Here is a 22,957-nt window from a genome sequence, read left to right on the forward strand (position 1 = left end):
CACCGGGGACGTCCACCACGGGGTGCCGGCCAGGGATGTCGCCCGGAGACGTCACTTCCTGCCGGGTGTCCAGTTCATGCCCCAGCCGTAGGCGTAGTCGACGGTGCGCTGCGGGCTCACGCCGCGCTCGGGCACGAGGAAACGGGCCTCGCGCTGGACGACGAGATCGGAGCCGGTATTGGTGATCAGCGCCAGCGCGCAGACGGTCGACGGCACAGTGCACTCACCGAGCGAGAAGTCGATGGCGGCGCCGTTCTGCGGCTGGAGAGTGACGGTCGCGTCCAGGTCGGCGAAACTGCGCGCACCTTCATAGATGGTGACAAAGATGACGACGCGGCGAAGCCGGTCCTTGTGGTCCAGGTTGATGGTGAGGTTCTCGCCGGACGTGCCACCGGTGCGGTCGTCGCCGTCGAGGTGGATGTACGGGGGCTGCTGGAGCGCGCCGAAGGCGTTGCCGAGTGCCTGGACGACCCCCTTGCGGCCGTCGGTGAGTTCGTAGAGCGCGCACAGGTCCAGGTCGAGGTCTCCGTGCATGGCGACGGCGCGGCCCAGTTTGGCGCCCCAGCCCTGGAACTGTTTGCGCACCTGCCAACTGAGGTTGACCCGCATGGCACCGGAGGTGCCGCCCTGCTTGCTGAGGGAGACGGACGGGGTGTCCTTCGTCAGCGTCACCTTGGTGAGGCGTACGGGAGCGGACGGCGCGGCAGCGGGACGGGGCGGCAGCGAGGGCGCAGCGGGCGTCACGGGCGCGGCGGGTGCCGGAGCGGCAACGGGGGCCGGTGGGGCGGCCGGTACCGGGGCCGACTGCTGCGGTTCGTCGACCGTGATACCGAAGTCCGTCGCGAGGCCCTCGAGTCCGGTGCTGTAGCCCTGCCCCACCGCCCGGAACTTCCAGGCGCCCTGCCGCCGGTAGAGCTCGCCGAGCACGAAGGCCGTCTCGACCGTCGCATCCTCGCTCTCGTACCGGGCGATCTCCGCGCCGGACGCCGCGTCGAGCACCCTGACGTACAGCCCCGGCACCTGCCCGAAGCTGCCTCCGTCGGCCGACGCGGCCAGCACGATCCGCTCGATCGCGGGCTCCACGCGCGCGAGGTCGACCGACACCTCGTCCGTCACGCCGCCCGCCGCGGTCCGCTTCCCTTCATGGCGTACCGCGCCGGAGGCGTGCGCCGGCTGGTTGTAGAAGACGAAGTCCGCGTCGGAGCGGACCTTTCCCGATGCCAGGAGGAGCGCCGAGGCATCGACATCCGGCACCCCGGGGTCTGTACGCCATCCCAATTCGACGCGGACCTGCCGCGCCGGCACCGGAGTATTGGCTCCTTTAAGCATGGACATGCTCGCCCCCATCGCGAGTCGGGGTGCCCGAAGAGTTCACCGTGCGGCCAACTTAATCCTCCGGGAGCCTTCGGCGCCCCTGCCGACCCGTCGGTAACCCGCTCTCAGCTCGCCCTTTACCGGATCTGAACGTTTCCCGGCGACCGTTTTTCCCAGATTCGCTCGCATTGGGGAACCCTGGTCACTCGCATCTACCGAAACAACCCTCTTATCGGGCTCCCCAACCAGCACATCGTGGGCTTAACTTATGTGCCATGACCTCCCCCCGCGCCACCTACGGCGGCGGTTACTACTCCGCTCCGTCGTTCCCCGACACCCCCATCTACGACTCCCTGGTCGCGGAGCGGGGCACGCCTCAGATCGCCCCGATCCGAGTGCCTTCCGCGTATGACACCGGCAGCAGCTACACCGCCAACAGCTACCTGCCGGCGCTCCCCGCGGCGCTGCCCGCACTGCCGGCAGCTCCCTCGCAGTCCGGCCCTTCCTACGGCACTCCCTCCTACGGCTATCCGCAGCAGATGCAGCAGCCCGTACCGCTGCAGCACGCGCCCGCGCCGTACTTCCCTCAGCAGACCGCCGTGCCGCGCGGCTACCCGGGCCCTCAGCCCCAGGCCCAGCCGCAGCAGCGTCCGGTGGCCACCGGCTACGAAGCGATGCGCCCCGCGGCTGCACGTCCCGCGCCGGCACCCGCTGCGTACGAGGACCCGTACAACCGCCCGTACCAGGGCCGGGGCTACTGACCGGCCGGAGGTCAGTGGTGGCTGGCACTATGGCTTCATGCCGAACCCAGTTCTCCGTTCCATCCATGTCCACCCGGTCAAATCGGTGGCGGGGTATGCACCCGGCGAGGCGGCTGTGGAGCCGTGGGGGCTTGCCGGGGACCGTCGGTGGACACTGATCGACTCCTCGGCCAAGGTGGTCACGCAACGCCAGCAGCCACGGCTGGCGTTGGCCCACGCCGAGACACTGCCGGACCGCGGGATCCGGCTGACCGCGCCCGGGCGTGAACCGCTGAGTGTCGCCGTCCCGGAGCCGGTGGGCACCACGACGGTGGAGATCTTCCAGGACAAGGTCGAGATGGTGCCCGTCGACGGGCAGGTGGACGCCTGGTTCAGCGACTACCTCGGCACCGAGGTGCGGCTCGTCCATCTCGACGACCCGGCCCACCGGCGCCCCATCGACCCTGAGTACGCCCGCCCCGGAGAGACGGTCAATCTCGGCGACGGCTATCCGTTGCTCGTCACCACCCTCGCCTCGCTCGACGCGCTCAACTCCCTCATCGCACAGGGTGATCATGCCGACGAGGGCCCGCTGCCCATGAACCGGTTCCGGCCGAATGTCGTCGTGGACGGCGCGGCGCCCTGGGCCGAGGACGACTGGAAGCGGATCGCGATCGGCGACGCCACCTTCCGGGTGGCCAGGCCCTGCGGCCGGTGTGTCATCACCACCACCGACCAGCACACCGCCGAGCGAGGCAAGGAGCCGCTGCGCACTCTCGCCCGCCATCGCCGCTTCGGCGACCGGCTGGTGTTCGGACAGTGCCTCGTGCCGGAGCGGACCGGCTTCATCCGGGTCGGCGACGCCGTGACCGTCGTCGAGTAGCCCGGACCGGACTGGATCCGCCGGTTCGGCCCTCCCCGCGGGAACCCGGCGTGCCCGCGGGTGCGTTGGACGGACGACGGGGGTGAAGGGCGAGGCGAAGGGCGGGAGCGATGGCAGGGGTGAGGTTCCTCTCGCTTTGTGCCACCCGCGCTTATGCCGTGCCGTACAGGGCTATGACGGACGCGGAAGGGGGTGCGGGAAAGTGCGAGCAGCCAATGGAGTCTGGCGCTGGCGGCACAATCCCCTGCGCCGTGCCACCGATCTCTTCGAGGCCTGGGTGGCGCTGATCGCCGCGCTCCTCCTCTTCACCGCCGCGCCGGCCGCGGGCTGGGCCACCGGCAGCCTGACCGACGAGTCGTTGCGGCAGGCGGTGCGCAACCAGCGCCAGCAGCGTCATCCGGTGACCGCGACGGTGCTGAAACCGGCTCCGGCGCCGAAACCCGCCGCATACGATCCCGAGTCCTCGGCCGCCCATGAAAAACGGCGGCCGATCATCGCGAAATGGACGGCGGTGGACGGCAGTCGGCACACCGGCACGGTCTCCACCGTGCTGCGGACCGCGCGCGCCGGCGACACCTTCACCATCTGGACCGACCGTGCCGGCCGGGTCGTCAGCCGCCCCATGGACGCGGCGACCGCCCGGGTGCACGCCGTCCTCGCGGGCATCGGCGCCACACTCACCGCTGCGGGCCTCATCACGTGCGCCAGACGTCTGATCGTCCGGCGGCTCGTCCGATGCAGATACGCGCGTCTGGACCAGGCCTGGGCCGCGGCCGGTCCCGACTGGGGACGTACGGGCGCGGGCAGCTGACCGTTCTCGTCCCGTCAACTCCCGAGCCTCGCGCGCGCTACGGTGGTGCGACCCCCTCGGGGGGCAGGGGGCGCCCCCCTCAGAGGCGCGGCGGAGCAGGATCACGAGGTGGGGGCAGAGCAGCACGATGGCACAGGGCACGGTCCAGGTGACGCACACCGGCACATCGCGGTGGCGGCGCCGCACAGGCGAGTACCCCTCCCTCGCCGCAGCCCTGGAGGCCGCAGGCGACGGCGACATCCTCACGGTCGCTCCGGGGACGTACCGCGAGAACCTCATCGTCCAGCGGGCGGTCACCCTGCGCGGCACGGAGGGCGCGGTCGGCTCGGTGCGCATCGCGCCCGCCGACGGTGTGCCGCTCACCGTGCGCGCCTCCGCCACCGTCCAGGACCTCCATGTGGAGGGGCAGGACACGGCCGCCCCCGCTCTCCTGGTCGAGGACGGCACTCCTGAGCTGATCGATCTGCGGATCGTCACCCGCTCCGCGGCCGGTCTGGAGGTGCGCGGCGCGGCCCGTCCCACCGTCCGCCGCTGCACCGTCGACAATCCAGCGGGCGTCGGAATCGCCGTACTGGACGGCGCGGGCGGCGTGTTCGAGGAGTGTGAGGTGGTGGCGGCCGGCCAGTCGGGCGTTTCCGTGCGCGGCGGCGCCCATCCGCGGCTGGAGCGCTGCCGGGTGCACCACGCCTCGGGCGCGGGCCTGTCCGTCACCGGCGAGGGCAGTGGCCTCGAGGCCGTCGGCTGCGAGGTGTACGAGGTGAAGGGCACCGGCGTGCAGATCGCCTCGCGCGCCTCGGCGCATCTCACCGACTCCACCGTGCACCGCACCTCGGCCGACGGCATCACCCTCGACACCGACGCCGTGCTGACCCTTTCCGATTGCGACATCTACGAGATCCCCGAGAACGCGGTCGATCTGCGCTCGCGGTCCGTACTCACGCTCACCCGGTCCACGGTGCGCCGATTCGGGCGCAACGGCCTGTCCGTCTGGGACCCGGGCACGCGCGTGGACGCCAACCAGTGCGAGATCCACGACAGTACGGGCGACTATCCGGCCGTATGGGTCAGTGACGGAGCGACCGCCGTCCTCGACTCGTGCCGCGTCCACGACGTCCCGGACGCGCTCTTCGTCCTCGACCGCGGCTCGCGCGTCGATGTCGTCGACAGCGATCTCTCCCAGGTCCGCAACACCGCGGTGTCGGTGAGCGACGGCGCTACGGCGCAGCTCGACGACTGCCGGATCCGGGAAGCGTCCACCGGCGCCTGGTTCCGCGACCACGGCAGTGGCGGCACGTTGAACGGCTGCACGATCGACACCGCGCAGACCGGCGTGATCGTCACCAAGGGCGCCGATCCGGTGATCGAGCGCTGCACGGTCACATCGCCCGCCGAGGCCGGTTTCTATGTCTCGGCGGAGGGCCGGGGCACCTTCCGCGGCTGCCGGGTCACGGGCAGCGGAGGCTATGGCTTCCATGTGATGGACGGCTGCCGTACGACACTGAGCCGCTGCCGGACCGAGCGCTGTGCGCGTGGCGGTTACGAGTTGGGCGAGGACGACGGTCCGGTCGTCGAGGACTGCACCAGTGACGAGAGCGCAGTGCGGTCCAAGGGCGAGCAGACCACGGCCGTGCTGACGGCGACCCAGTCCCCCGGGCTGCTCTCCGCGGTCCCCGGACAGCGCCCCGACGAGGCCGAGCCGGTCTCGACCGCGGAGCCCGTACGCACCTCCGGCGCCGTCCTTGGTGAACTGGACGCGCTGGTCGGCCTGGACAGCGTCAAGCGCGAGGTCCGCACGCTCACCAACATGATCGAGGTCGGCAGACGCCGCCAGGAGGCGGGCCTGAAGGCCGCCTCCGTCCGCCGCCATCTGGTCTTCACCGGCTCACCCGGCACCGGGAAGACGACCGTGGCCCGGCTGTACGGCGAGATCCTGGCCTCGCTCGGAGTGCTGGAGCGTGGCCATCTCGTCGAAGTCTCCCGGGTGGACCTGGTCGGCGAGCACATCGGCTCCACCGCGATCCGAACCCAGGAGGCATTCGACCGGGCGCGCGGCGGGGTGCTCTTCATCGACGAGGCCTACGCCCTGTCCCCCGAGGACTCCGGTCGGGACTTCGGCAAGGAGGCCATCGACACGCTGGTGAAGCTGATGGAGGACCACCGGGAGGCGGTGGTGGTGATCGTCGCCGGCTACACCGCGGAGATGGAGCGGTTCCTGTCGGTCAACCCCGGTGTGGCGTCCCGTTTCTCACGGACCATCACCTTCAGCGACTATGTGCCCGAGGAGCTGCTGCGGATCGTGGAGCAGCAGGCCGACGACCACGAGTACCGGTTGGGCACGGGCACGGGTGAGGCGCTGCTGAAGTACTTCACCGCGCTGCCCAAGGGGCCCGCGTTCGGCAACGGCCGTACCGCGCGCCAGACCTTCGAGTCGATGGTCGAGCGGCACGCGGGCCGGGTCGCGGCGCTCACCGAGGCGAACACCGACGACCTGACCCTGCTCTACCCGGACGATCTGCCGGAACTGCCCTGAGCCGCACCGAACTGCTGGGTGCCACCCGAACTGCCCTGAGCCGCACCGAACTGCTGGGTGATGCCCTGCGCTACCCCGAACTGCCCCGCACCTGCCGGGGAACGCCCGGGCTGAGCCGGTCGAGGAGTTCCCTGCGTTCCGCGGCGAAGGCCGGGTCGGCCTGGTACTCGGAGTGTCCGAGGATCGGTTCCGGCAGCGGATGGCGCGCCGAACGTCCGTACACCACAGGGTCTTTGAGCGCATCCCGGTCCACCTCGGGATGGTCGCCCTCGGCAGGGATCATCACCGGCCCGCCGATCGGGTCGGTGCGCCGCCACAGATTGCGCCAGCAGTGCACCTCGCTGCGGAGCTCGCTGAGGGCGACGGATCCGAAGTACGCGGGGAACCAGCGCCCGTACAGCCGCTCCAGCGGGGATCCGTACGTCAGCAGCGCCACGCGGCGGCGGGTGGCCGCCGGCAGCTGCCAGACGGCGGCCGCGGCCAGCACACTGCCTTGTGAGTGACCTGAGATGACGAGGCGCCGTCCGCCGGTCTCCGCGGTCCAGGTGCACATCCGCCAGGTCAGATCGGGGACGGCACGCTCCGCGTAGCAGGGGGGCGCGAAGGGGTGTGCGGCGCGCGGCCAGAAGGTGCCGACGTCCCAGAGGATGCCGATGGTGCGCCGGGCCGAGGCGTCGCGGTAGGCGCGGCGGCCCCAGGTGACGAAGAGTATGAAGCCGAAGCCGATCAGCCAGGAGCCGATCGCCTGCGCCGCCTCCGCCGCGGATTCGACGAAGTCGTGGCTGTCGCCGAACGCCTTGCCCGGCACCTCGCCACTCACCCATGCGCCGGCCACCGCGCCCGCGCCGAGAAGCAGGGTGGCGCCGGAGACGATGCCGACGATCCAGGGGGCGACGTCGGTGAGAGCGGCGCGGGCCCGAGTGCCCGCTATCCGCCGCGTACGGACGGCGTCCGGGCGCCCTTCCGCGTAGTCCGCCTCGACCGGTTGCGCGAGTCGGCGGGCGGCCAGCCAGGTCCGTACGGCAAGGATGACGGCCGGGACCAAGAGGGCGATCAGCAGCACCGGGATGACGGAGGCCTGCCAGCTGAGCAGTACCGGGGGCCCTGGGATGGAGCCTTCGCCGCCCATGCCCGGGGTGCCGGGCCCGTCCAGCCAGTCCGCGACGCGCTGGGCCACACCGCCGGTCATCACCCCGCCCAGGGCGCAGGCGAGCATCGCGACGGCGGGCCCGCCGAGGCCTGCGAGGGCCGCACGCACATGGCGCGCACGGCGGTGGAGTAAGCAGGCGGCAACGGCGAGTGCGATGACCAGGGCGCCCTGGGCGAGTGCGATGACGCGGAAGGTGACATCGCCGGGGAGGGTGGCGGTGGAGACCCAGCCGGGGCGGGACCAGGAGGCGTACAGCACCGAGAGGCCGAGCAGCGCGAGTGCGGCGCCGGGCAGATAGCGGACGGCCGCACGGTCGAGGCGGGCGTCGAGCCGCTTCTCGCTGCGGCCCCTGCGGAAGACCACCCACACCACAGCCAATCCGCCCACGAGGAGAGTTGCCTCGAGGAGCCGGCCGCAGACCTCCAGCAGGGTGCTGGTGGCGCCGCGGTCGTGGCGGGCGGCGGCCCCGGCGACCGCGGCGGCCACGGTCAGAAAACCGGCAGCGGTGTGCGCGGCGCGGAGCCGGGCGACGAGCCGGCGGCCGTACCAGAAGCCCGGCCTGCCGAGGGCGGGCCGCACGGTCTCCTTCTTCGGCCCCTCGGCCTGCTCCTTCGGCCCCTCGGTCTCCTCCTCGTCCTCCTCAGTGGCCTCGTCGCCTTCCAGCGTGTCCTCGCCGGTCGGCGGCCGCTGGGACTCGTACGCGCTCCAGGTGCGGTTGGAGAGGTACCACAGCAGGCCGACGAGTGCGGCCGGCACCACCGCGGCGAGCGAGAGTCGTCGGCCGGGCTGCGACCACCAGCCGTGCTGAGCGGTCGACAGAAAGCCGAGCCAGGACCTGTCCCGGGTACATGCGGACGAGCCCGCGCACTGCCATGCCACCAGGTCGAGTGCGACCTCGCAGGCGGCGGCCGTCAGGAGCACGGTGAGGCTGAGTGCGACGAGCCGCACCAGCACTCCGTACAGCCGTGTGGTCCCTCGGCGGCCCTTGGCCCGGGGACGCATCCAGTGCGCGAGGTTGACGACCATGAAGGGGAGCAGCAGCAGCCACAGGGCCCGTGCGCCGTTGCCCGAGGTGAGGTTGGACCAGCAGTACGCCTCCGGGATGGGCCGGTCCTGGTAGCGCTCGGGGTGGCGTTCCGCCTCCGCGTCTTCGGTGCGCCGGAACACCGCGGCCTTCTCGTCACCGGTGATCCGGACCGTTCTGGGATCGCCGAGCATGTCCTGCGGGGTGGCTCCGCCGACGCCGTGGACGAGCAGCTCGAGCGCGGGTCCTTCGCTCTGCGGGACCGGTGTGCCAGGGGACACTTCTGTGACTCGCTCTCTCGATGGGAGGATCGGTCAGCGCGCGGTCGCGCGGCGGTTCGGTACCAGAGTCCCGGATCGCGGCCGCTCGCCGCACGGCTCTCACGGAATCTCCCCGAGCCCGTTCCGCCGAGCCCGTGCGAGGATGAGAAACCCTTGGCCAGAGGCGGTGTACGACGACGGTGGACGACGAGATGGAAGGACCGGCCCCGGCAGTGAGCGACAACCAGAACCTGCTCGCGGAGCAGCGGCGTGCCCTGATCCTCGACGAGGTGCGCAGGCGCGGCGGAGTGCGGGTCAACGAGCTCACCCGCAAGCTCAATGTCTCCGATATGACGGTGCGCCGGGATCTGGACGCCCTGGCCCGGCAGGGGGTCATCGAGAAGGTCCACGGCGGCGCGGTGCCGGTGGTCGAGGCGAGCACGCACGAGCCGGGGTTCGAGGCCAAGTCGGCGCTGGAGCTGAGCGCCAAGGAGGACATCGCGCGGGCGGCGGCGAAGATGGCGGTGCCCGGCAGCGCGATCGCGCTCTCCGGCGGGACCACGACCTATGCCCTGGCGCACCATCTGCTGGAGGTGCCGGATCTGACGGTGGTCACCAACTCGGTGCGGGTCGCGGATGTGTTCCACGCGGCGCAGCGGGCGGGAGCGGCGGGCGATCAGCGTCCGGGTGCGGCCACCGTGGTCCTCACCGGCGGGGTGCGTACGCCCTCCGACTCGCTGGTCGGGCCGGTGGCCGACCAGGCGATCCGCTCGCTCCACTTCGATGTGCTCTTCCTCGGCGTGCACGGAATCTCGGTGGAGGCCGGGCTCTCCACACCGAATCTGGCGGAGGCCGAGACGAACCGCCGGTTTGTGCAGGCCGCGCGCCGGGTGGTGGTGGTCGCCGACCACACCAAGTGGGGGACGGTGGGCCTCAGTTCCTTCGCGCGGCTGGCCGAGGTCGACACGCTGGTGACGGACGCGGGGCTGTCGGCCGAGGCACGCGAGCAGATCGCGGAGCATCTGCCGGGGCTGGTCGTGGCGGGCGGTCCGGAGAGTGCCGACGGGCAGGACGGCTGACGCCGGGTGACCGTCTTCCGGATCACGCGGGCCGTCCCGCGGCCCGCCGAGGAAGTCTGGGCGCGCGTCACCGACTGGCCCGCGCATACCGCTCAGGTGCCGCTGACGTCGATCACTGTCGTCTCGCCGTATCGCTCGGGCATGGGGACGGTGTTCGTCGCGCGGACCGGGCTGGGCCGCGTCGGCTTCGACGATCCGATGGAGGTGGTCCGCTGGGAGCCGCCCGGGGAGAGCGGGACCGGACGCCTTCGACTGGAGAAGCGCGGCCGGGTGATCACCGGCTGGGCCGAGATCGAGGTGCGCCCGGAGGGTTCGGGCGCCGTGGTGGTCTGGGTGGAGGAGCTGCGGATCCACCTGCTGCCACAGCTGTTCGATCCGCTTGTCCGCCGGGTGGGCCGGCTGGTGTTCGGCCGTGCGCTGGACGGACTTCTCGCGGGCCTCACGAGAAGCCGGTGAAACCGGCGACGGCTACGGACAACTGACGGCCCGCCAGCTATGGTGTGCGGGCCCCCGCTCCACCCCTCCCAGCTGGAGGTACGGTCCCATGGCACGCCGACTGAGCCCCGTGGAGCTCGACTTCGTCGAGTCCGCCCCGCTGCGTCTGGTCTTCTCGGCCGAGGTGAAGGCCTCGCCAGGAGCGGTGTACCGGGCGCTCGCCGAGGATGTGACGGGCTGGCCGTCCTGGTTCACCGCCGTCACCTCGGCCACGCCCACCGACGGGGGCGCGGGCCGCGAGATCAGGCTCAGGGGCGGCACCTTCTTCGCCGAGAAGATCATGGCGACCGAGCCGGACGAGCGCTTCGCGTACCGCGTCGAGGAGACCAACGCCCCAGGTCTGCGGGCTCTGTTGGAGGAGTGGCGGCTGACTCCCACCGCGACCGGCACCCGGGTGCAGTGGACCTTCGCGGCGGACGCCCCCGCACTCATGCGTATCCTGCTGCGGCTGGGCCGGGCAGGCCTGGGCGCCTCGTTCCGGGGCGCGGTGCGCCAACTGGACCGAAGGCTCGCCCGGTCCGCCGCGCAGTAGTCCGGGTGGTCAGCCGCGCAGTGGTCACGCTGGTCAGCCGCGCAGCGGTCACGCTGGTCAGCCGGGCCAGACGCCGGTGGCGAGGAACTCCTCGATCGTCGCGCTGTACGGGGCGATGTCGAGACCCTGTTCGTCCAGCCAGGCATCGGAGTAGTACTTGTCGAGGTAGCGGTCGCCCGGGTCGCATATCAGGGTGACCACGCTGCCCTTCTGCCCGTTGGCCACCATCTCGGCGATGATCTTCAGCGCGCTCCACAGGCCGGTTCCGGTGGAGCCGCCGGCCTTGCGGCCGATGGCCATGTCCAGGGCGCGTACGGCGGCGACGCTCGCCGCGTCGGGCACCTTCATCATCCGGTCGATGGCTCCGGGCACAAAGCTCGGTTCCATACGCGGCCGGCCGATGCCCTCGATACGGGAGCCGCAGTCGCTGCTGGCGAGCGGGTCGCCCTGGGTCCAGCCGTCGAAGAAGCAGGAGTTCTCCGGGTCGGGGACACAGACGCGGGTGTCGTGCTGCATGTAGTGGACGTAGCGGGCGATGGTCGCCGAGGTGCCGCCCGTGCCGGCCGTCGCAACGATCCAGGCGGGCTCCGGGTAGCGCTCCAACTGCAGCTGCTGGTACATCGATTCGGCGATGTTGTTGTTGCCGCGCCAGTCGGTGGCCCGCTCCGCGTAGGTGAACTGGTCCATGTAGTGGCCGCCGGTCCGTTCCGCGAGTGCGGCCGACTCCTGGTACATCTTCCGCGAGTCGTCCACGAAGTGGCACTGCCCACCGTGGAATTCGATCAGCCGGCACTTCTCGGCGCTCGTGGTGCGCGGCATCACGGCGATGAACGGGACGCCGATCAGCTTGGCGAAGTACGCCTCGGAGACTGCGGTCGAGCCGCTGGACGCCTCGATGACCGGTTTGCCCGGCCGGATCCAGCCATTGCACAGTCCGTAGAGGAACAGCGACCTGGCGAGCCGGTGCTTGAGGCTGCCTGTCGGATGGGTGGACTCGTCCTTGAGGTAGAGGTCGATGCCCCACTTCTCGGGCAGCGGGAATCGCAGCAGGTGGGTGTCGGCGGAGCGGTTGGCGTCGGCCTGGACCTTGCGCACTGCCTCCTTCAGCCATGCCCGGTAGTCCGGATCGCTGCGATCCACATCTATGGTGGCGATCGCCTCTCCCGCCACTGGCTTCTCACTCGTGCTCATGCGCGCCGTTCCTCGTCCTGTCGAAATGCGGCCCCCACTGGCAACAGTAAGCCCCCCACCTGCACAAACGTTCACTTTGGGGGTCCATAGGAGTCACTTGTGGGCCGGGACTTGTGCCGGTGCGACCGCACGTACTGGTGCATGCGCCCGTAGTTGTGCAGACTGCCAACAGGAAACGGTGCGAAGGGGGCGGAGGCACGATGGGGATGGCAGAGACCGAATTCAGCGCCACTGGCGTACGGATCGAGCGCTGGCCGCGCTCGCTCACGAGGGCCGGACAAGTGCTGATCAAGGACGGCACGCTGGCGCTCCTGACCAGCTACGGCCGGGTGATCGAGAGCGCTCCCGTCCGCGGGGTCAGGGCCGGTAAGCCCTGGTTCGCCGACGATGCGAGCACGGTGGCGACGCTCAATGGCAAGCGCTACCGGCTGACGATGGGGCAGCGCAGCCGCAGGCCGGAGGGCCGGGCACTGGCCGGGCGCTTCCTGGAAGCGGTGCGCGGGGCCGGCGGCCGTCGGAGCTGAGAGTACTCACCCGGGTGCTGCGAGTTGCGGAGCCGTGGTCAGTGGTTCACGCTTGTCTCACATCACTCAGGGTGCACCGGCGGTAACGCTGTGATCCAGCCCGCCGGACAAATCAGCAGCCAGCCAACTGCTGGATCCGATCCTCGTCTTCTTCCGGACCTCATTCGGGGAGTCGCAGCCGTGATCAGCCAGCCAAGCAGGCACTGCACGGTGGAGCTCCAGGCCCTGCCGTCGCGGATCGGTCAGGTCCGCAGAATTCTCTCGGCGCAATTGCGCTACTGGCATCTCGATCCCTTGATCGACCAGGCAGCGCTGGGCGTCACCGAGTTGCTGACCAATGTTCACCGGCACGCCGAGCCGGACAAGATGTGCACGGTGGAGATCGAGTTGCTGCTCGACCGGCTCACGGTCTCCGTCCATGACAACGATCCACGTCTCCCGACCGTAGGGGACACAGATCTCTTCGCCACTTCCGGGCGCGGGCTCGGGCTGATAGCGGCGGTGAGTGACAGCTGGGGCGTACGACCCGAGGGCGAGACGGGCAAAATCGTCTGGTTCACGCTCTCCACACCTCCGCCCGCAGTGGCTCTGCCGCCGTATCCGGTGGTGTACGGGGCGACGGCCGACGAGCCCTTCCCGAGTACGGCGAGTTCGGCGGGTACGCAGAACGGGACGCGTCAACGTGCCTCCGCCCGGTCGGCTGTTGCGGGCTGACCGGGGGGCGCTTCGGAACGACTACTCGGTGGCGACGGCGCGCAGTACGAACGCGTTGGCGGTGTCGCCCGCACCCTCGGACGCCTTGACGAGCACCCGGTCGAGCAGTCCGCCGAGCGCCAGGCCGACTGCCGTGCCGAACGCCGGCACCAGTACCGGCTCAGAGCGCACCATTGCGCACAGTTGGTTCCTGGCCCGTACGACGGCACACAACAGGGCCAGTTCGTTGGCGCGTTCGTGGATCGCGGCCGACCGGTAAGGCGACACTCACCCCTTCAAGGCCCTCTCCTCGGCGTCACCCCTGCCGTAGACCTCCACAGCGTCGACGACCCGGGCTGCGGTGCGGGTCATGGTCGCCGTGGTGGTGGTCATGCCGCACCGTCCTTGCCGATGCGGCCGAACTGCTCGTCCAGGACGGACAGCCTCCGCCAGTACTCTTCTTCGTCGATCTCGCCGGCGGCGAAGCGACGGCCGAGCATCGCGATCGGCGAGCTCTCGCCGTGCGTCGCGCGGGTCGGATGCCAGGGGCCGCGACGGCCGCGCCATACGGTGCGGCGCAGGACGGTGACGACGCCGATGACGACGGCCGCCCAGATCAGCGGGAAGAACAGAATCCACGGGCCGGGCCCGTCGTAGGCGAGTGTGTTCATCTCGGCTCAGCTCCTCAGTGGCGATGGTGGTGCGTGTTTCCTCGTCGCTTCCGAGGCTCCCGCCGACCGGGTCTCACGTCGTCGTACGGGCAGCGGCAGTGCACGTACCACCCGGGGAGTACGCGGGGCCTTCGCGGCTGCTCCGGGAACCTCTGGTTTCTGTACCTACTAGTATGTACAGTGGGCTCATGAGCACTCCTGAACGGCTGATCGAGGCCACCCGCGAGCTGCTGTGGGAGCGCGGCTATGTGGGCACCAGCCCCAAGGCGATCCAGCAGCAGGCGGGCGCCGGCCAGGGCAGCATGTACCACCACTTCGCGGGCAAGCCCGACCTGGCGCTGGCCGCGATCCGGCGTACCGCACAGGAGATGCGCGCGACCGCCGAAGTGACGCTCGGCGGCGACGGCACGGCGTACGAGCGGATCAGCGCGTATCTGCTGCGCGAGCGCGATGTACTGCGCGGCTGCCCGGTCGGCCGCCTCACGATGGACCCGGATGTCATCGCCAGCGACGAGCTGCGCGCCCCGGTCGAGGAGACGCTCGACTGGCTGCGCGGACGCCTCGCCGGGATCGTCCAGGAGGGCCTGGACGCGGGCGAGTTCACGACCCCGGTCGATCCGGCCGGGACGGCGGCGGCGATCGTCGCGACGGTGCAGGGCGGCTATGTGCTGGCGCGTGCGTCCGGCTCGCCTGCCGCCTTCGACGCAGCGGTCGGCGGACTGCTCGCGCTGCTCACCCCTCGTAACACCACTGACGCCTAAGGGCAGTCCGCGCCGACGAGCGCCCCGCCCGACCCCGCGTACCGAGGAGCCCTTCATGCATGCCATGCAGTACGAGATCACGCTGCCCGCCGACTATGACATGGAGATCATCCGCAAGCGGGTGGCGACGAAGGGCCATCTGCTCGACGACTTTCCCGGCCTCGGTCTGAAGGCCTATCTGATGCGCGAACGCGTCGACGGCTCGCCGGTCAACCAGTACGCACCGCTCTACCTGTGGACCGCGCCGGAAGGCATGAACTCCTTCCTCTGGGGGCCCGGATTCCAGGGCATCGTCAACGACTTCGGACGTCCCGTGGTCCAGCACTGGACAGGGCTGGCGTACGAGGAGGGCCCGGCGGCCGGGGCCGTGCCCCGGTCCGCCACGCGTCGTCGGGTGCGGATACGCGAGGACGAGCGGCCCGCCTTCGCCGTGGAGAAGGCGCTCGCGACGCATCAACAGCTGGCGCGCGCGGACGGCGTGGTCGCGGCCGCCGTCGCCATCGATCCGCGGCACTGGGAGCTGCTGCACTTCGCACTGTGGGCCGAGGACGCGCCCGAGGCGATCGGTGACGTCTTCCAGGTGCTGCATCTCTCCGCCCCGCACCGTACGGAGCTGCCGCGGGGGCAGCAGTGGTGAGCCTCGTCCGTACCGTGCTCGGCGACATCCCGGCCAGCGGGTTGGGGATCTGCGACGCCCACGACCATCTGTTCCTGCGCAGCCCGCGGCTGCCGGGACAGGAGCTGGACGATCCGGCGGACGCGGCCGTGCGACTGCGCGCCTTCCGCGAGCTCGGCGGCCGGTCGGTCGTGCAGTGGACTCCGTACGGCCTGGGGCGCAGGCCCGAGGAGCTGGCAGCGCTCTCCCGCGCGACCGGCGCCCATGTGGTGGCCGCCACCGGTCTCCATCAGGCCGTGCACTACGCCCCTGAGATGCTCGGCCGCCTCCCGGAGGACCTTGCCGAACTGTTCACGGCCGAAGTGACCGAGGGTATCGGTGGTACCGGGATCCGGGCCGGACTGATCAAGGTGGCGGGCGCCTTCCACGGCGTCGACGCGCATGCCCGGCTCACCATGACGGCCGCGGCCCTGGCCCATCACCGTACGGGCGCGCCCATCGCCGTCCATCTGGAACTGGGCACGGCAGCGCTGGACGTACTCGATCTGCTCTGCGGCGCGTTGGAGGTTCTGCCGCAGCACGTGATCCTCGGCCATCTCGGCCGCTCTCCGGATTTGGCCGGCCAGCGGGATGCGGCGGCGACGGGTGCCTATCTCGTCTTCGACGGCCCCTCGCGGGCCAATCACGCCACGGACTGGCGCCTGCCGGACGAGCTGGCGGCGCTCGCGGACGCGGGTTACGCCGGTCAGCTGATGCTGGGCGGCGACATGACGACTCCGGAAACCCCCGGCATGCCGTATCTGCTGCGCAGCCTGCGGCCGCGGCTCGAACCGGCCCTCGGCAAGGACGTCATGGACCGGATCCTCGTACGGAATCCGGCCCGCGCCTTCGCCCTCTACCGGTCCTAGGCCAGGTCTTCCAGCTCGTGTTCCAGCCGTCGGCGTACGCGCGCTTCGTGAATGAGGCGTCCCACGAGCGCGCCCCCGTAGACGACGAAGCCGACACCCACGAGCCAGGACTGGATGACGAGCACGGTCCCGAACGGGCCGTAGGTGACGGCGTTGGAGGCGATCAGCGGCGAGAAGACAAGCTGTGAGAAGACCCGCAGGCCGACCATGCCCACGGCCGTGGCCACCGCCCCGGGCAGCAGGGCGCGCCAGCGGACCCGGCCGCCGAGCAGCACGCGCTGGGACAGCCAGAAGAACAGAATGGTGCCGATCAGGTCTCCCAGGCCGCCGAACACCGTGGCCGGGGCGGAGTCGGCCGGCAGCGGCGCACTGACGAAGGCCAGGCTCGCGGCGACGAGCAGGGCCAGCCAGACGACATGCCGCCACATGGTGTGCCAGCGGGCCGTCGGCAGATCCCACACCTTCTCGTAGCCGGTCTGAACGGCCGACCCGAAGGTCAGACCGAAGACGGTGAGGGCGGCGAGACCGAACGCGGTCGTGCGCTGCAGCGCCTGCCCAGGCACGCCGAACAGCCGCTCGACCTCGTCCAGGGATGACTCCGAGACCCCCAGTGCCTGGCCCAGCCAGCGGGCGAAGCCCTGTCCGCTCGCCGGGTCCGCCGCCGCGACGACGACCAGAAGGGGGACGAGCGTCAGAAAGCCCAGTGCGGCGAAGCCCATGGCGCGGTGCATCAGCTCCAGCTCACGGCCGCGCTCCCAGGCCAGGCCGATGGGAGACGCGTAAAACCTGCGGCGCAGGTCCTGAAGCCGGTGCGCATGGTGATCCGCGCCGGAGGGCTTGTGGGTCATAGGTTGTCGATTACCCGAAATTGCACTGAGAGGTGTCCATTGTGCCCCCGGACGGGTGGTGCCGCCTGCGCCGTCGGCCGGTCGTTCAGCCGGCCCAGCCGACCGGCGAAGGCCGTCCGTGCCGACCGGTCGACGCCCGCCCCCGTCCCCGCCCGCCGTCGTGTGTGAGCCGGGTACGCCGACGCACAGTCCGCCGGGCCATACGCCGGCCGACGTCAGCCGAGTGCGCCCAGCGGGTCGTCGAGTACCGGCTGCCACGCCAACTCGGCCGCCCCCACCAGGCTGTTGTGGTCGAGCGTGCAGGCGAGGATCGGCACACCGCCGCTGCGCCCCCACAGGCTGCGGTCGGCGACCACGGCGCGCAGCCGTTCGGGATCGGCGTCGAGCAGCTCGCGGTGCAGTCCGCCGAGGATGATGCGGTCGGGGTTGAGGATATTGACGAGCCCGGCGAGCCCGAGGCCGAGCCGGTCGATGAGCTCCTCGGCCGCGCTCCGTACGGCCGGGTCGTCGTACTCCGTGCGCAGCAGATCCCGGGACTGCTGCAGCAGCGAGACCTCGGGGCCCGGCCGGCGGCTCGCGGCGGTGAGGAAGGCGAGCGGGTCGGCCTCGACGTCGAGGCAGCCGCGGCTGCCGCAGTGGCAGGGGCGGCCCTCGGGGTTGACCGTGAGGTGCCCGACCTCGAGGGCGAGGCCCGAACTGCCGGTGTGCAGACGGCCGTCGAGGACGAGCGCGCCGCCGACGCCGCGATGGCCGGTGGCGACGCAGAGCAGATGCTGGGCGCCGCGGCCCGCGCCGTGGCGGTGCTCGGCGAGCGCCGCGAGGTTGACATCGTTGCCGGTGAAGGCGGGGCCCTGGATGCCCGCCGCGCGGACACATTCGGCGAAGATGTCGCGGACGGGAGCCCCGGCCGGCCAGGCGAGGTGCAGCGGGTTGAGGGCGGTGCCTTCCGGTTCGGCGACGGCGGAGGGCACGGCGAGACCCGCGCCCACGCACCGCCGACCGCTCTCGCGCAACAGGGCCGCGCCTGCTTCGACGACCTCGCCGAGCACCTGCGCCGGGTCTTCGGAGACGGTGACGCAGCCGGGTGCGGTCGCGACCGTACGGCCGCCGAGCCCGACGAGCGCGGCCCGGAATCCGTCGGCGTGCACCTGCGCGGCGAGAACGACCGGGCCCGCGTCGTCGACAGCGAGGCGGTGCGAGGGCCGGCCCTGAGAGCCGGCGGCGGCGCCCGGGCGCGAGTCGACCCGGATCAGCCCGAGCGCTTCGAGTTCGGCGGCCACCGCGCCGGCGGTGGCGCGGGTGACTCCGAGCTCAGCGGTGAGCACGGCGCGGGTGGGCGCCCGGCCCGTATGAACCAGTTCCAGCGCGGGGCCGAGCGCGCTGCGGCCTCTCTCCAGCCTCGTCCTGGTGGTCATCGCCTTGCCGTTCATGCAGGCGAGTCTCCCATGATCCGGAGGCTGAGCAGCCGCCTTGTACGGATCGGGCCCGACCCCTATCCTGAGTTTGTGCCGCTTCTAAACAAACTACGGACGGCCGTACCGGGGGGACCTGGCGGAAACACCGCCCCACCCTCCCTGTCCCCCCTCCGTACCGCGCTGACCGTGTTCTTCGCCCTCGACGGCTTCATCTTCGCCGGCTGGGTGGTCCGTATCCCCGCCATCAAGCAGCAGACCGGCTCGTCCGCGAGCGATCTGGGCCTCGCCCTGCTCGGAGTGTCGGCGGGCGCGGTGGTGACGATGACGCTCACTGGGCGGCTCTGCCGCCGCTTCGGCAGCCATCCGGTGACAGTCGTCAGTGGCGCACTGCTGGCGCTGAGCATCGCGCTCCCGCCACTGACGCATTCGGCGCTCGCCCTCGGCCTTGTACTGCTGGTCTTCGGTGCGGCGTACGGCGGGATCAATGTCGCGATGAACAGCGCCGCGGTCGATCTGGTCGCGGCGATGCGGCGGCCCGTGATGCCCAGCTTCCATGCCGCGTTCAGTCTCGGCGGGATGATCGGCGCGGGCCTCGGCGGCCTGGTCGCCGGCGGCCTCTCCCCCACCGCGCATCTGCTTGGCCTCACCGGCATCGGCCTGCTGGTCACGGCAGCCGCCGGGCGTGTGCTGCTGCGCCGTCCCGCACCCGTCACCGAGCGCACCACGGCGGTGCCGGGCCCGCGCCGCCTCCAGGGCCGTACGCGCCAACTCGTCGTACTCTTCGGCGTGATCGCGCTCTGCACGGCGTACGGGGAAGGGGCGATGGCCGACTGGGGAGCGCTCCATCTCGAGCAGGATCTGCACGCCCACCCGGGCATCGCCGCCGCCGGATACTCCTTCTTCGCCCTGGCCATGACGGCCGGCCGGCTCTCCGGCACGGCCCTGCTGGAGCGGCTCGGCCAGACCCGCACGCTCGTCGCGGGCGGTACGACGGCGGCAGCCGGCATGGTGCTGGGCGCGCTCGCGCCGACGGTGTGGCTTGCATTGCTCGGTTTCGCCGTGACCGGTCTGGGGCTCGCGAACATCTTCCCGGTGGCGGTGGCCAGGGCGGGCGCTCTCGCCGGTCCCGGCGGGGTCGCGGCCGCGTCGACGCTCGGCTATGGCGGGATGCTGCTGGGGCCGCCGGCGATCGGGTTTCTCGCCGACTGGTTCTCGCTGCCGGTGGCACTGACGACGGTGGCGGCGCTGGCGGCTGGCGCGGCGCTCATCGGGTACTCGGCCCGGAACGCGTCCGTACCCCGAGCCGACTGAGTACTCCTGCTGCCTGCTCAGGCGGATCCGCCGCCCGGGAGCCGATCAGCAAGGCATGACCTCTCGCCGCCTGGGTGGCCTCGCGCGATCGGCCTTGGGCAACGCCGTCTCACTGGTCCACCTCGGCGTTGTCGCCGTGCTGGTCCTGACAGGCGTTCCTGCTGGGGTTCCTGTGGCATTGTGCGCCGCGCTATCCGTACGACGGTTCTGCCGCCGGTCGGGCCGCGCTGGCACAATCTCCCACATGGAGACCGCTGAGCTGATCAAGTCCCTTGTCCGGGAGGGCCAATTGCTGGCCGCGGCCGCTGCCGAGGCAGGCCCCGACGCGAGCGTGCCGACCTGCCCCGGCTGGCAGGTGCGGGATCTGCTCCGGCACATCAGCATGGTCCACCGCTGGGCGACCGCCTTCATCACCGAGGGCTACACAAGCTTCCACCCCGCCGACGACCAGCCCGAGCTCGACGGCGACGAGTTGCTGGAGTGGTTCCGGGAGGGGCACGGTCTCCTGGTGGCCGCGCTGAGCGAGGCGCCCGCGGATGTGGAGTGCTGGAGCTTTCTGCCCGCACCCTCACCGGTGGCGTTCTGGGCCAGGCGGCAGGCGCACGAGACGGCCGTCCACCGCACGGACGCCGAGTCGGCGCTCGGCGGGAAGCCGGGGCCGGTCGCCGCGGACTTCGCGTTGGACGGCATCGACGAGCTGCTCGGCGCCTTTCACGCCCGCTCCCGGAGCCGGGTGCGCACCGAGGAGCCGCGTGTCCTGCGCGTACATGCCAGCGACACGGACGACGTGTGGACGGTACGGCTGTCGACCGAGGCTCCGCGCACGGAACGCACCGCAGAGGGGCCCGCGGACTGCGAGTTGAGGGGGACGGCGGAGCAGCTCTATCTGACGCTGTGGAACCGGCTGCCGCTCACCACCGTGTCCGTCACCGGCGATGCGGAGCTCGCGCGGCTGTGGCGCGAGCTGTCCGCCATCACCTGGTCCTAGCCGGTCCCAGCCCCTCGTACGGAAGCCCACGGAGATTTACGTGGACGGGCCAGGCTTTACGTGGACGGGCCCGGCTTTACGTGGCAGGGCTCGGCCTTACGTGGAAGGGCCCGGCTATACGTGGCAGGGCTCGGCCTTACGTGGAAGGGCCCGGCTTTACGTGGCAGGGCCCGGCTTTACGTGGCAGGGCCCGGCTTTACGTGGCAGGGCCCGGCTTTACGTGGACGGGCCCGACAGCATCCTGGAGAGCACCGCGCGCTGCAGCGGCTGCACCTCGGCATGGCGGGCCCGGCCGGCCTCGGTGAGCGCGACCCGCACTCCCCGCCGGTCCTCGCTGCACATCCCGCGGGTGACAAGCCCGTCCTTCTCCAGCCGCGCCACCAGGCGCGACAGCGCGCTCTGGCTCAGGTGGACCCGGGATGCCAGCTCCTGGACGCGGAAGGAACAGTCGCCGCCGTCCGACGTCTCTTCGGCGAGTACGTCGAGGACCTCGAAGTCACTGGCGCCGAGCCCGTGCTGATGCAGCTCGCGGTCGAGCTCGCAGATCGTACGGGCGTGCAGCGCAAGGACGTCCCGCCACTCCTCGACGAGCACTCGCTCGGACTTCTTCGCCGCCATGACCGCACGTTAGCAGAGAGGACGCACTTTGTTGCATCGGAATTAAATGCGCTTGCACTCAATGCATGTGCATGTACTGTCCTCCTCATGACCTCTCCGCTCAACGTCCCCGTAGCGCAGGAGCGCTGGAGCCCGCGGCTGTGGGGCACTCTCCTCGTGCTCTGCGCCGCGATGTTCCTCGACGCCCTCGACGTCTCGATGGTCGGCGTCGCCCTGCCCTCCATCGCGACCGATCTCCATCTGACCACCTCGTCCCTGCAGTGGATCGTCAGCGGCTACATCCTTGGATACGGCGGCCTGCTGCTGCTCGGCGGCCGTGCGGCCGACCTCCTGGGCCGGCGCCGGGTCTTCCTGATCGCGCTCGCCGTCTTCGCGCTCGCCTCGCTGCTCGGCGGACTGGTCGACTCCGGTCCGCTGCTGATCGCCAGCCGCTTCATCAAGGGTCTGAGCGCCGCGTTCACCGCGCCCGCCGGGCTCTCCATCATCACCACGACCTTCAAGGAAGGCCCTCAGCGCAACCGCGCGCTGGCCATCTACACCACCTGCGCCGCCACCGGCTTCTCGATGGGCCTGGTCCTCTCCGGACTGCTCACCGAGGTGAGCTGGCGCCTGACCATGCTGCTGCCCGCGCCCATCGCCCTGATCGCGCTGCTGGCCGGCATCAAGCTGATCCCGCAGAGCAGCCGTGAGGACTCCGGGAAGGGTTACGACCTGCCGGGCGCCGTCACCGGCACGGCCTCGATGCTGCTGCTCGTCTTCACCGTCGTCCAGGCCCCCGAGGTGGGCTGGGCCTCGGCGCGCACCCTGCTGTCCTTCCTCGCCGTCGCCGTGCTGCTCACCGTGTTCGTCACCATCGAACGGCGCAGCTCGCACCCGCTGATCCGGCTGGGTGTGCTGCGCTCGGGCAGCCAGATCCGCGCCAACCTCGGCGCGGCTTTCTTCTTCGGCTCGTACGTCGGTTTCCAGTTCCTCGTCACGCAGTACATGCAGTCCCTGCTCGGCTGGTCGGCGCTGCAGACGGCGCTGGCCTTCCTTCCGGCGGGCGCTCTGGTGGCGCTCTCCTCGACGAAGATCGGCTCGGTCGTGGACCGCTTCGGCACACCGCGCGTGATAGCCGCCGGCTTCACGCTGCTGGTGATCGCGTACGCGCTCTTCCTCCAGATCGACCTCACACCGAGCTACGCCGCCGTGATCCTGCCGTCGATGCTGCTGCTCGGCGCGGCCTGCGCGCTGGTCTTCCCCTCGCTCAACATCCAGGCCACCAACGGGGTGGAGGACCATGAGCAGGGCATGGTCTCCGGCCTGCTGAACACCTCGATCCAGGTCGGCGGCGCGATCTTCCTGGCCGTCGTGACCGCGGTGATCACGGCGGGCGGTGACACGGGCCGCTCTCCGCAGGAGGTGCTCGACAGCTTCCGGCCCGGCCTGGTGGTGGTGACCGCGATCGCGGCAGCCGGACTGCTGATCACGCTGACCGGGCTGCGGACCCGCCGTGCCGTGCCGAGCGTCCTGGTCGCGAAGTCCTCCGGACAGCCGGTTCAGGAAGAGCCCGAGCGGGTGGCGGTCGGCGACTGACCCATACTCCGCTCTCCCAA

The 22,957-nt window shown here is 71.0% G+C and carries 23 protein-coding genes; 15 read left to right on the forward strand and 8 right to left on the reverse strand.

Annotated elements, in window-relative coordinates; genetic code table 11:
- Positions 1-51: 51 nt before the first annotated feature.
- Positions 52-1,347 carry a TerD family protein gene (locus ACFYXH_RS24970; RefSeq protein ID WP_389566950.1) on the reverse strand — a complete coding sequence of 432 codons (1,296 nt, stop codon included), beginning with the start codon at positions 1,345-1,347 and terminating at the stop codon, positions 52-54.
- Between the two features lie 242 nt (positions 1,348-1,589).
- Between ACFYXH_RS24970 and ACFYXH_RS24975 the strand changes: the two genes are divergently transcribed.
- The 4 genes from ACFYXH_RS24975 (at position 1,590) to ACFYXH_RS24990 (ending at position 6,278) form a co-directional block, all read left to right on the forward strand.
- A complete protein-coding gene (locus tag ACFYXH_RS24975) occupies positions 1,590-2,075 on the forward strand; it encodes a DUF6643 family protein (protein WP_389566953.1) in 486 nt (161 codons plus the stop codon).
- A 37-nt stretch (positions 2,076-2,112) separates the two neighbouring features.
- Entirely contained in the window at positions 2,113-2,937 is an 825-nt protein-coding gene (locus ACFYXH_RS24980) for an MOSC domain-containing protein (protein WP_389566955.1), read from the forward strand.
- 202 nt (positions 2,938-3,139) lie between these two features.
- Positions 3,140-3,748 (forward strand): hypothetical protein, encoded by a 609-nt coding sequence (locus ACFYXH_RS24985; protein WP_389566958.1) that lies wholly within the window; start codon positions 3,140-3,142, stop codon positions 3,746-3,748.
- A gap of 127 nt (positions 3,749-3,875) precedes the next feature.
- Positions 3,876-6,278 (forward strand): right-handed parallel beta-helix repeat-containing protein, encoded by a 2,403-nt coding sequence (locus ACFYXH_RS24990; protein ID WP_389566961.1) that lies wholly within the window; start codon positions 3,876-3,878, stop codon positions 6,276-6,278.
- Between the two features lie 70 nt (positions 6,279-6,348).
- On the opposite strand, the gene ACFYXH_RS24995 is transcribed toward ACFYXH_RS24990, so the two are convergent.
- A complete protein-coding gene (locus tag ACFYXH_RS24995; protein ID WP_389566963.1) occupies positions 6,349-8,733 on the reverse strand; it encodes a hypothetical protein in 2,385 nt (794 codons plus the stop codon).
- Positions 8,734-8,945: 212 nt separating this feature from the next.
- Here ACFYXH_RS24995 and ACFYXH_RS25000 point away from each other — a divergent pair, with 212 nt between their 5' ends.
- The 3 genes from ACFYXH_RS25000 (at position 8,946) to ACFYXH_RS25010 (ending at position 10,818) form a co-directional block, all read left to right on the forward strand.
- Positions 8,946-9,791, forward strand: a complete 846-nt coding sequence (locus ACFYXH_RS25000; RefSeq protein ID WP_389566966.1) for a DeoR/GlpR family DNA-binding transcription regulator — start codon at positions 8,946-8,948, stop codon at positions 9,789-9,791.
- A gap of 6 nt (positions 9,792-9,797) precedes the next feature.
- The gene (locus tag ACFYXH_RS25005) at positions 9,798-10,247 is read left to right on the forward strand and encodes an SRPBCC family protein (RefSeq protein WP_389566968.1); all 450 of its coding nucleotides are present in this window, start codon (positions 9,798-9,800) and stop codon (positions 10,245-10,247) included.
- A gap of 88 nt (positions 10,248-10,335) precedes the next feature.
- Entirely contained in the window at positions 10,336-10,818 is a 483-nt protein-coding gene (locus ACFYXH_RS25010; RefSeq protein WP_389566971.1) for an SRPBCC family protein, read from the forward strand.
- Between the two features lie 57 nt (positions 10,819-10,875).
- Here the strand turns inward: ACFYXH_RS25010 and ACFYXH_RS25015 are convergent, their stop codons facing one another.
- Entirely contained in the window at positions 10,876-12,009 is a 1,134-nt protein-coding gene (locus tag ACFYXH_RS25015) for a PLP-dependent cysteine synthase family protein (protein ID WP_389566974.1), read from the reverse strand.
- 200 nt (positions 12,010-12,209) lie between these two features.
- Here ACFYXH_RS25015 and ACFYXH_RS25020 point away from each other — a divergent pair, with 200 nt between their 5' ends.
- Entirely contained in the window at positions 12,210-12,533 is a 324-nt protein-coding gene (locus tag ACFYXH_RS25020) for a hypothetical protein (RefSeq protein ID WP_389566977.1), read from the forward strand.
- Positions 12,534-12,713: 180 nt separating this feature from the next.
- The gene (locus ACFYXH_RS25025) at positions 12,714-13,247 is read left to right on the forward strand and encodes an ATP-binding protein (RefSeq protein ID WP_389566980.1); all 534 of its coding nucleotides are present in this window, start codon (positions 12,714-12,716) and stop codon (positions 13,245-13,247) included.
- 21 nt (positions 13,248-13,268) lie between these two features.
- Here ACFYXH_RS25025 and ACFYXH_RS25030 read toward each other — a convergent pair whose 3' ends face one another.
- Together ACFYXH_RS25030 and ACFYXH_RS25035 are read right to left on the reverse strand one after the other, a co-directional pair.
- On the reverse strand, positions 13,269-13,514 hold the full coding sequence (locus ACFYXH_RS25030; protein ID WP_389566983.1) for a hypothetical protein: 246 nt from the start codon (positions 13,512-13,514) through the stop codon (positions 13,269-13,271).
- A gap of 101 nt (positions 13,515-13,615) precedes the next feature.
- Positions 13,616-13,897, reverse strand: a complete 282-nt coding sequence (locus ACFYXH_RS25035; RefSeq protein WP_389566986.1) for an SHOCT domain-containing protein — start codon at positions 13,895-13,897, stop codon at positions 13,616-13,618.
- Between the two features lie 188 nt (positions 13,898-14,085).
- Here ACFYXH_RS25035 and ACFYXH_RS25040 point away from each other — a divergent pair, with 188 nt between their 5' ends.
- From ACFYXH_RS25040 to ACFYXH_RS25050, 3 genes are read left to right on the forward strand one after another with little or no spacing between them, the layout of a single operon-like run.
- Positions 14,086-14,658: a TetR/AcrR family transcriptional regulator gene (locus tag ACFYXH_RS25040; RefSeq protein ID WP_389566990.1), complete on the forward strand. Its 573-nt coding sequence runs from the start codon at positions 14,086-14,088 to the stop codon at positions 14,656-14,658.
- Positions 14,659-14,713: 55 nt separating this feature from the next.
- Positions 14,714-15,295: a DUF4865 family protein gene (locus tag ACFYXH_RS25045; protein WP_389566993.1), complete on the forward strand. Its 582-nt coding sequence runs from the start codon at positions 14,714-14,716 to the stop codon at positions 15,293-15,295.
- Entirely contained in the window at positions 15,289-16,182 is an 894-nt protein-coding gene (locus tag ACFYXH_RS25050) for a phosphotriesterase (RefSeq protein WP_389566996.1), read from the forward strand. Before ACFYXH_RS25045 ends, ACFYXH_RS25050 begins: the two co-directional genes overlap by 7 nt.
- On the opposite strand, the gene ACFYXH_RS25055 is transcribed toward ACFYXH_RS25050, so the two are convergent.
- Together ACFYXH_RS25055 and ACFYXH_RS25060 are read right to left on the reverse strand one after the other, a co-directional pair.
- On the reverse strand, positions 16,179-17,030 hold the full coding sequence (locus tag ACFYXH_RS25055; RefSeq protein WP_389567000.1) for a YhjD/YihY/BrkB family envelope integrity protein: 852 nt from the start codon (positions 17,028-17,030) through the stop codon (positions 16,179-16,181). The genes ACFYXH_RS25050 and ACFYXH_RS25055 overlap by 4 nt on opposite strands.
- A 215-nt stretch (positions 17,031-17,245) precedes the next feature.
- Complete coding sequence (locus ACFYXH_RS25060) at positions 17,246-18,460, reverse strand: ROK family protein (RefSeq protein ID WP_389567003.1); 1,215 nt, start codon at positions 18,458-18,460, stop codon at positions 17,246-17,248.
- Between the two features lie 75 nt (positions 18,461-18,535).
- Between ACFYXH_RS25060 and ACFYXH_RS25065 the strand changes: the two genes are divergently transcribed.
- Both ACFYXH_RS25065 and ACFYXH_RS25070 read left to right on the forward strand, forming a co-directional pair.
- Positions 18,536-19,756 carry an MFS transporter gene (locus tag ACFYXH_RS25065; RefSeq protein ID WP_389567006.1) on the forward strand — a complete coding sequence of 407 codons (1,221 nt, stop codon included), beginning with the start codon at positions 18,536-18,538 and terminating at the stop codon, positions 19,754-19,756.
- 244 nt (positions 19,757-20,000) lie between these two features.
- On the forward strand, positions 20,001-20,744 hold the full coding sequence (locus tag ACFYXH_RS25070) for a maleylpyruvate isomerase family mycothiol-dependent enzyme (RefSeq protein ID WP_389567009.1): 744 nt from the start codon (positions 20,001-20,003) through the stop codon (positions 20,742-20,744).
- Positions 20,745-20,960: 216 nt separating this feature from the next.
- Here ACFYXH_RS25070 and ACFYXH_RS25075 read toward each other — a convergent pair whose 3' ends face one another.
- Complete coding sequence (locus ACFYXH_RS25075; protein ID WP_389567012.1) at positions 20,961-21,362, reverse strand: MarR family winged helix-turn-helix transcriptional regulator; 402 nt, start codon at positions 21,360-21,362, stop codon at positions 20,961-20,963.
- 87 nt (positions 21,363-21,449) lie between these two features.
- On the opposite strand from ACFYXH_RS25075, the gene ACFYXH_RS25080 reads away from it, so the two are divergent.
- The gene (locus ACFYXH_RS25080) at positions 21,450-22,937 is read left to right on the forward strand and encodes an MFS transporter (protein ID WP_389567015.1); all 1,488 of its coding nucleotides are present in this window, start codon (positions 21,450-21,452) and stop codon (positions 22,935-22,937) included.
- Positions 22,938-22,957 lie beyond the last annotated feature (20 nt).

The sequence above is a fragment of the Streptomyces sp. NPDC002730 genome, from assembly GCF_042888805.1.
In the GTDB taxonomy this organism is placed as follows: Bacteria; Actinomycetota; Actinomycetes; order Streptomycetales; family Streptomycetaceae; genus Streptomyces.

Coding starts and splice junctions, on each gene's coding strand:
- ACFYXH_RS24970 (WP_389566950.1), bottom strand. CDS start 1,347: ATGGGGGCGAGCATGTCCATGCTTAAAGGAGCCAATACTCCGGTGCCG.
- ACFYXH_RS24975 (WP_389566953.1), top strand. CDS start 1,590: ATGACCTCCCCCCGCGCCACCTACGGCGGCGGTTACTACTCCGCTCCG.
- ACFYXH_RS24980 (WP_389566955.1), top strand. CDS start 2,113: ATGCCGAACCCAGTTCTCCGTTCCATCCATGTCCACCCGGTCAAATCG.
- ACFYXH_RS24990 (WP_389566961.1), top strand. CDS start 3,876: ATGGCACAGGGCACGGTCCAGGTGACGCACACCGGCACATCGCGGTGG.
- ACFYXH_RS25010 (WP_389566971.1), top strand. CDS start 10,336: ATGGCACGCCGACTGAGCCCCGTGGAGCTCGACTTCGTCGAGTCCGCC.
- ACFYXH_RS25015 (WP_389566974.1), bottom strand. CDS start 12,009: ATGAGCACGAGTGAGAAGCCAGTGGCGGGAGAGGCGATCGCCACCATA.
- ACFYXH_RS25020 (WP_389566977.1), top strand. CDS start 12,210: ATGGGGATGGCAGAGACCGAATTCAGCGCCACTGGCGTACGGATCGAG.
- ACFYXH_RS25035 (WP_389566986.1), bottom strand. CDS start 13,897: ATGAACACACTCGCCTACGACGGGCCCGGCCCGTGGATTCTGTTCTTC.
- ACFYXH_RS25040 (WP_389566990.1), top strand. CDS start 14,086: ATGAGCACTCCTGAACGGCTGATCGAGGCCACCCGCGAGCTGCTGTGG.
- ACFYXH_RS25045 (WP_389566993.1), top strand. CDS start 14,714: ATGCATGCCATGCAGTACGAGATCACGCTGCCCGCCGACTATGACATG.
- ACFYXH_RS25055 (WP_389567000.1), bottom strand. CDS start 17,030: ATGACCCACAAGCCCTCCGGCGCGGATCACCATGCGCACCGGCTTCAG.
- ACFYXH_RS25060 (WP_389567003.1), bottom strand. CDS start 18,460: ATGAACGGCAAGGCGATGACCACCAGGACGAGGCTGGAGAGAGGCCGC.
- ACFYXH_RS25070 (WP_389567009.1), top strand. CDS start 20,001: ATGGAGACCGCTGAGCTGATCAAGTCCCTTGTCCGGGAGGGCCAATTG.
- ACFYXH_RS25075 (WP_389567012.1), bottom strand. CDS start 21,362: ATGGCGGCGAAGAAGTCCGAGCGAGTGCTCGTCGAGGAGTGGCGGGAC.
- ACFYXH_RS25080 (WP_389567015.1), top strand. CDS start 21,450: ATGACCTCTCCGCTCAACGTCCCCGTAGCGCAGGAGCGCTGGAGCCCG.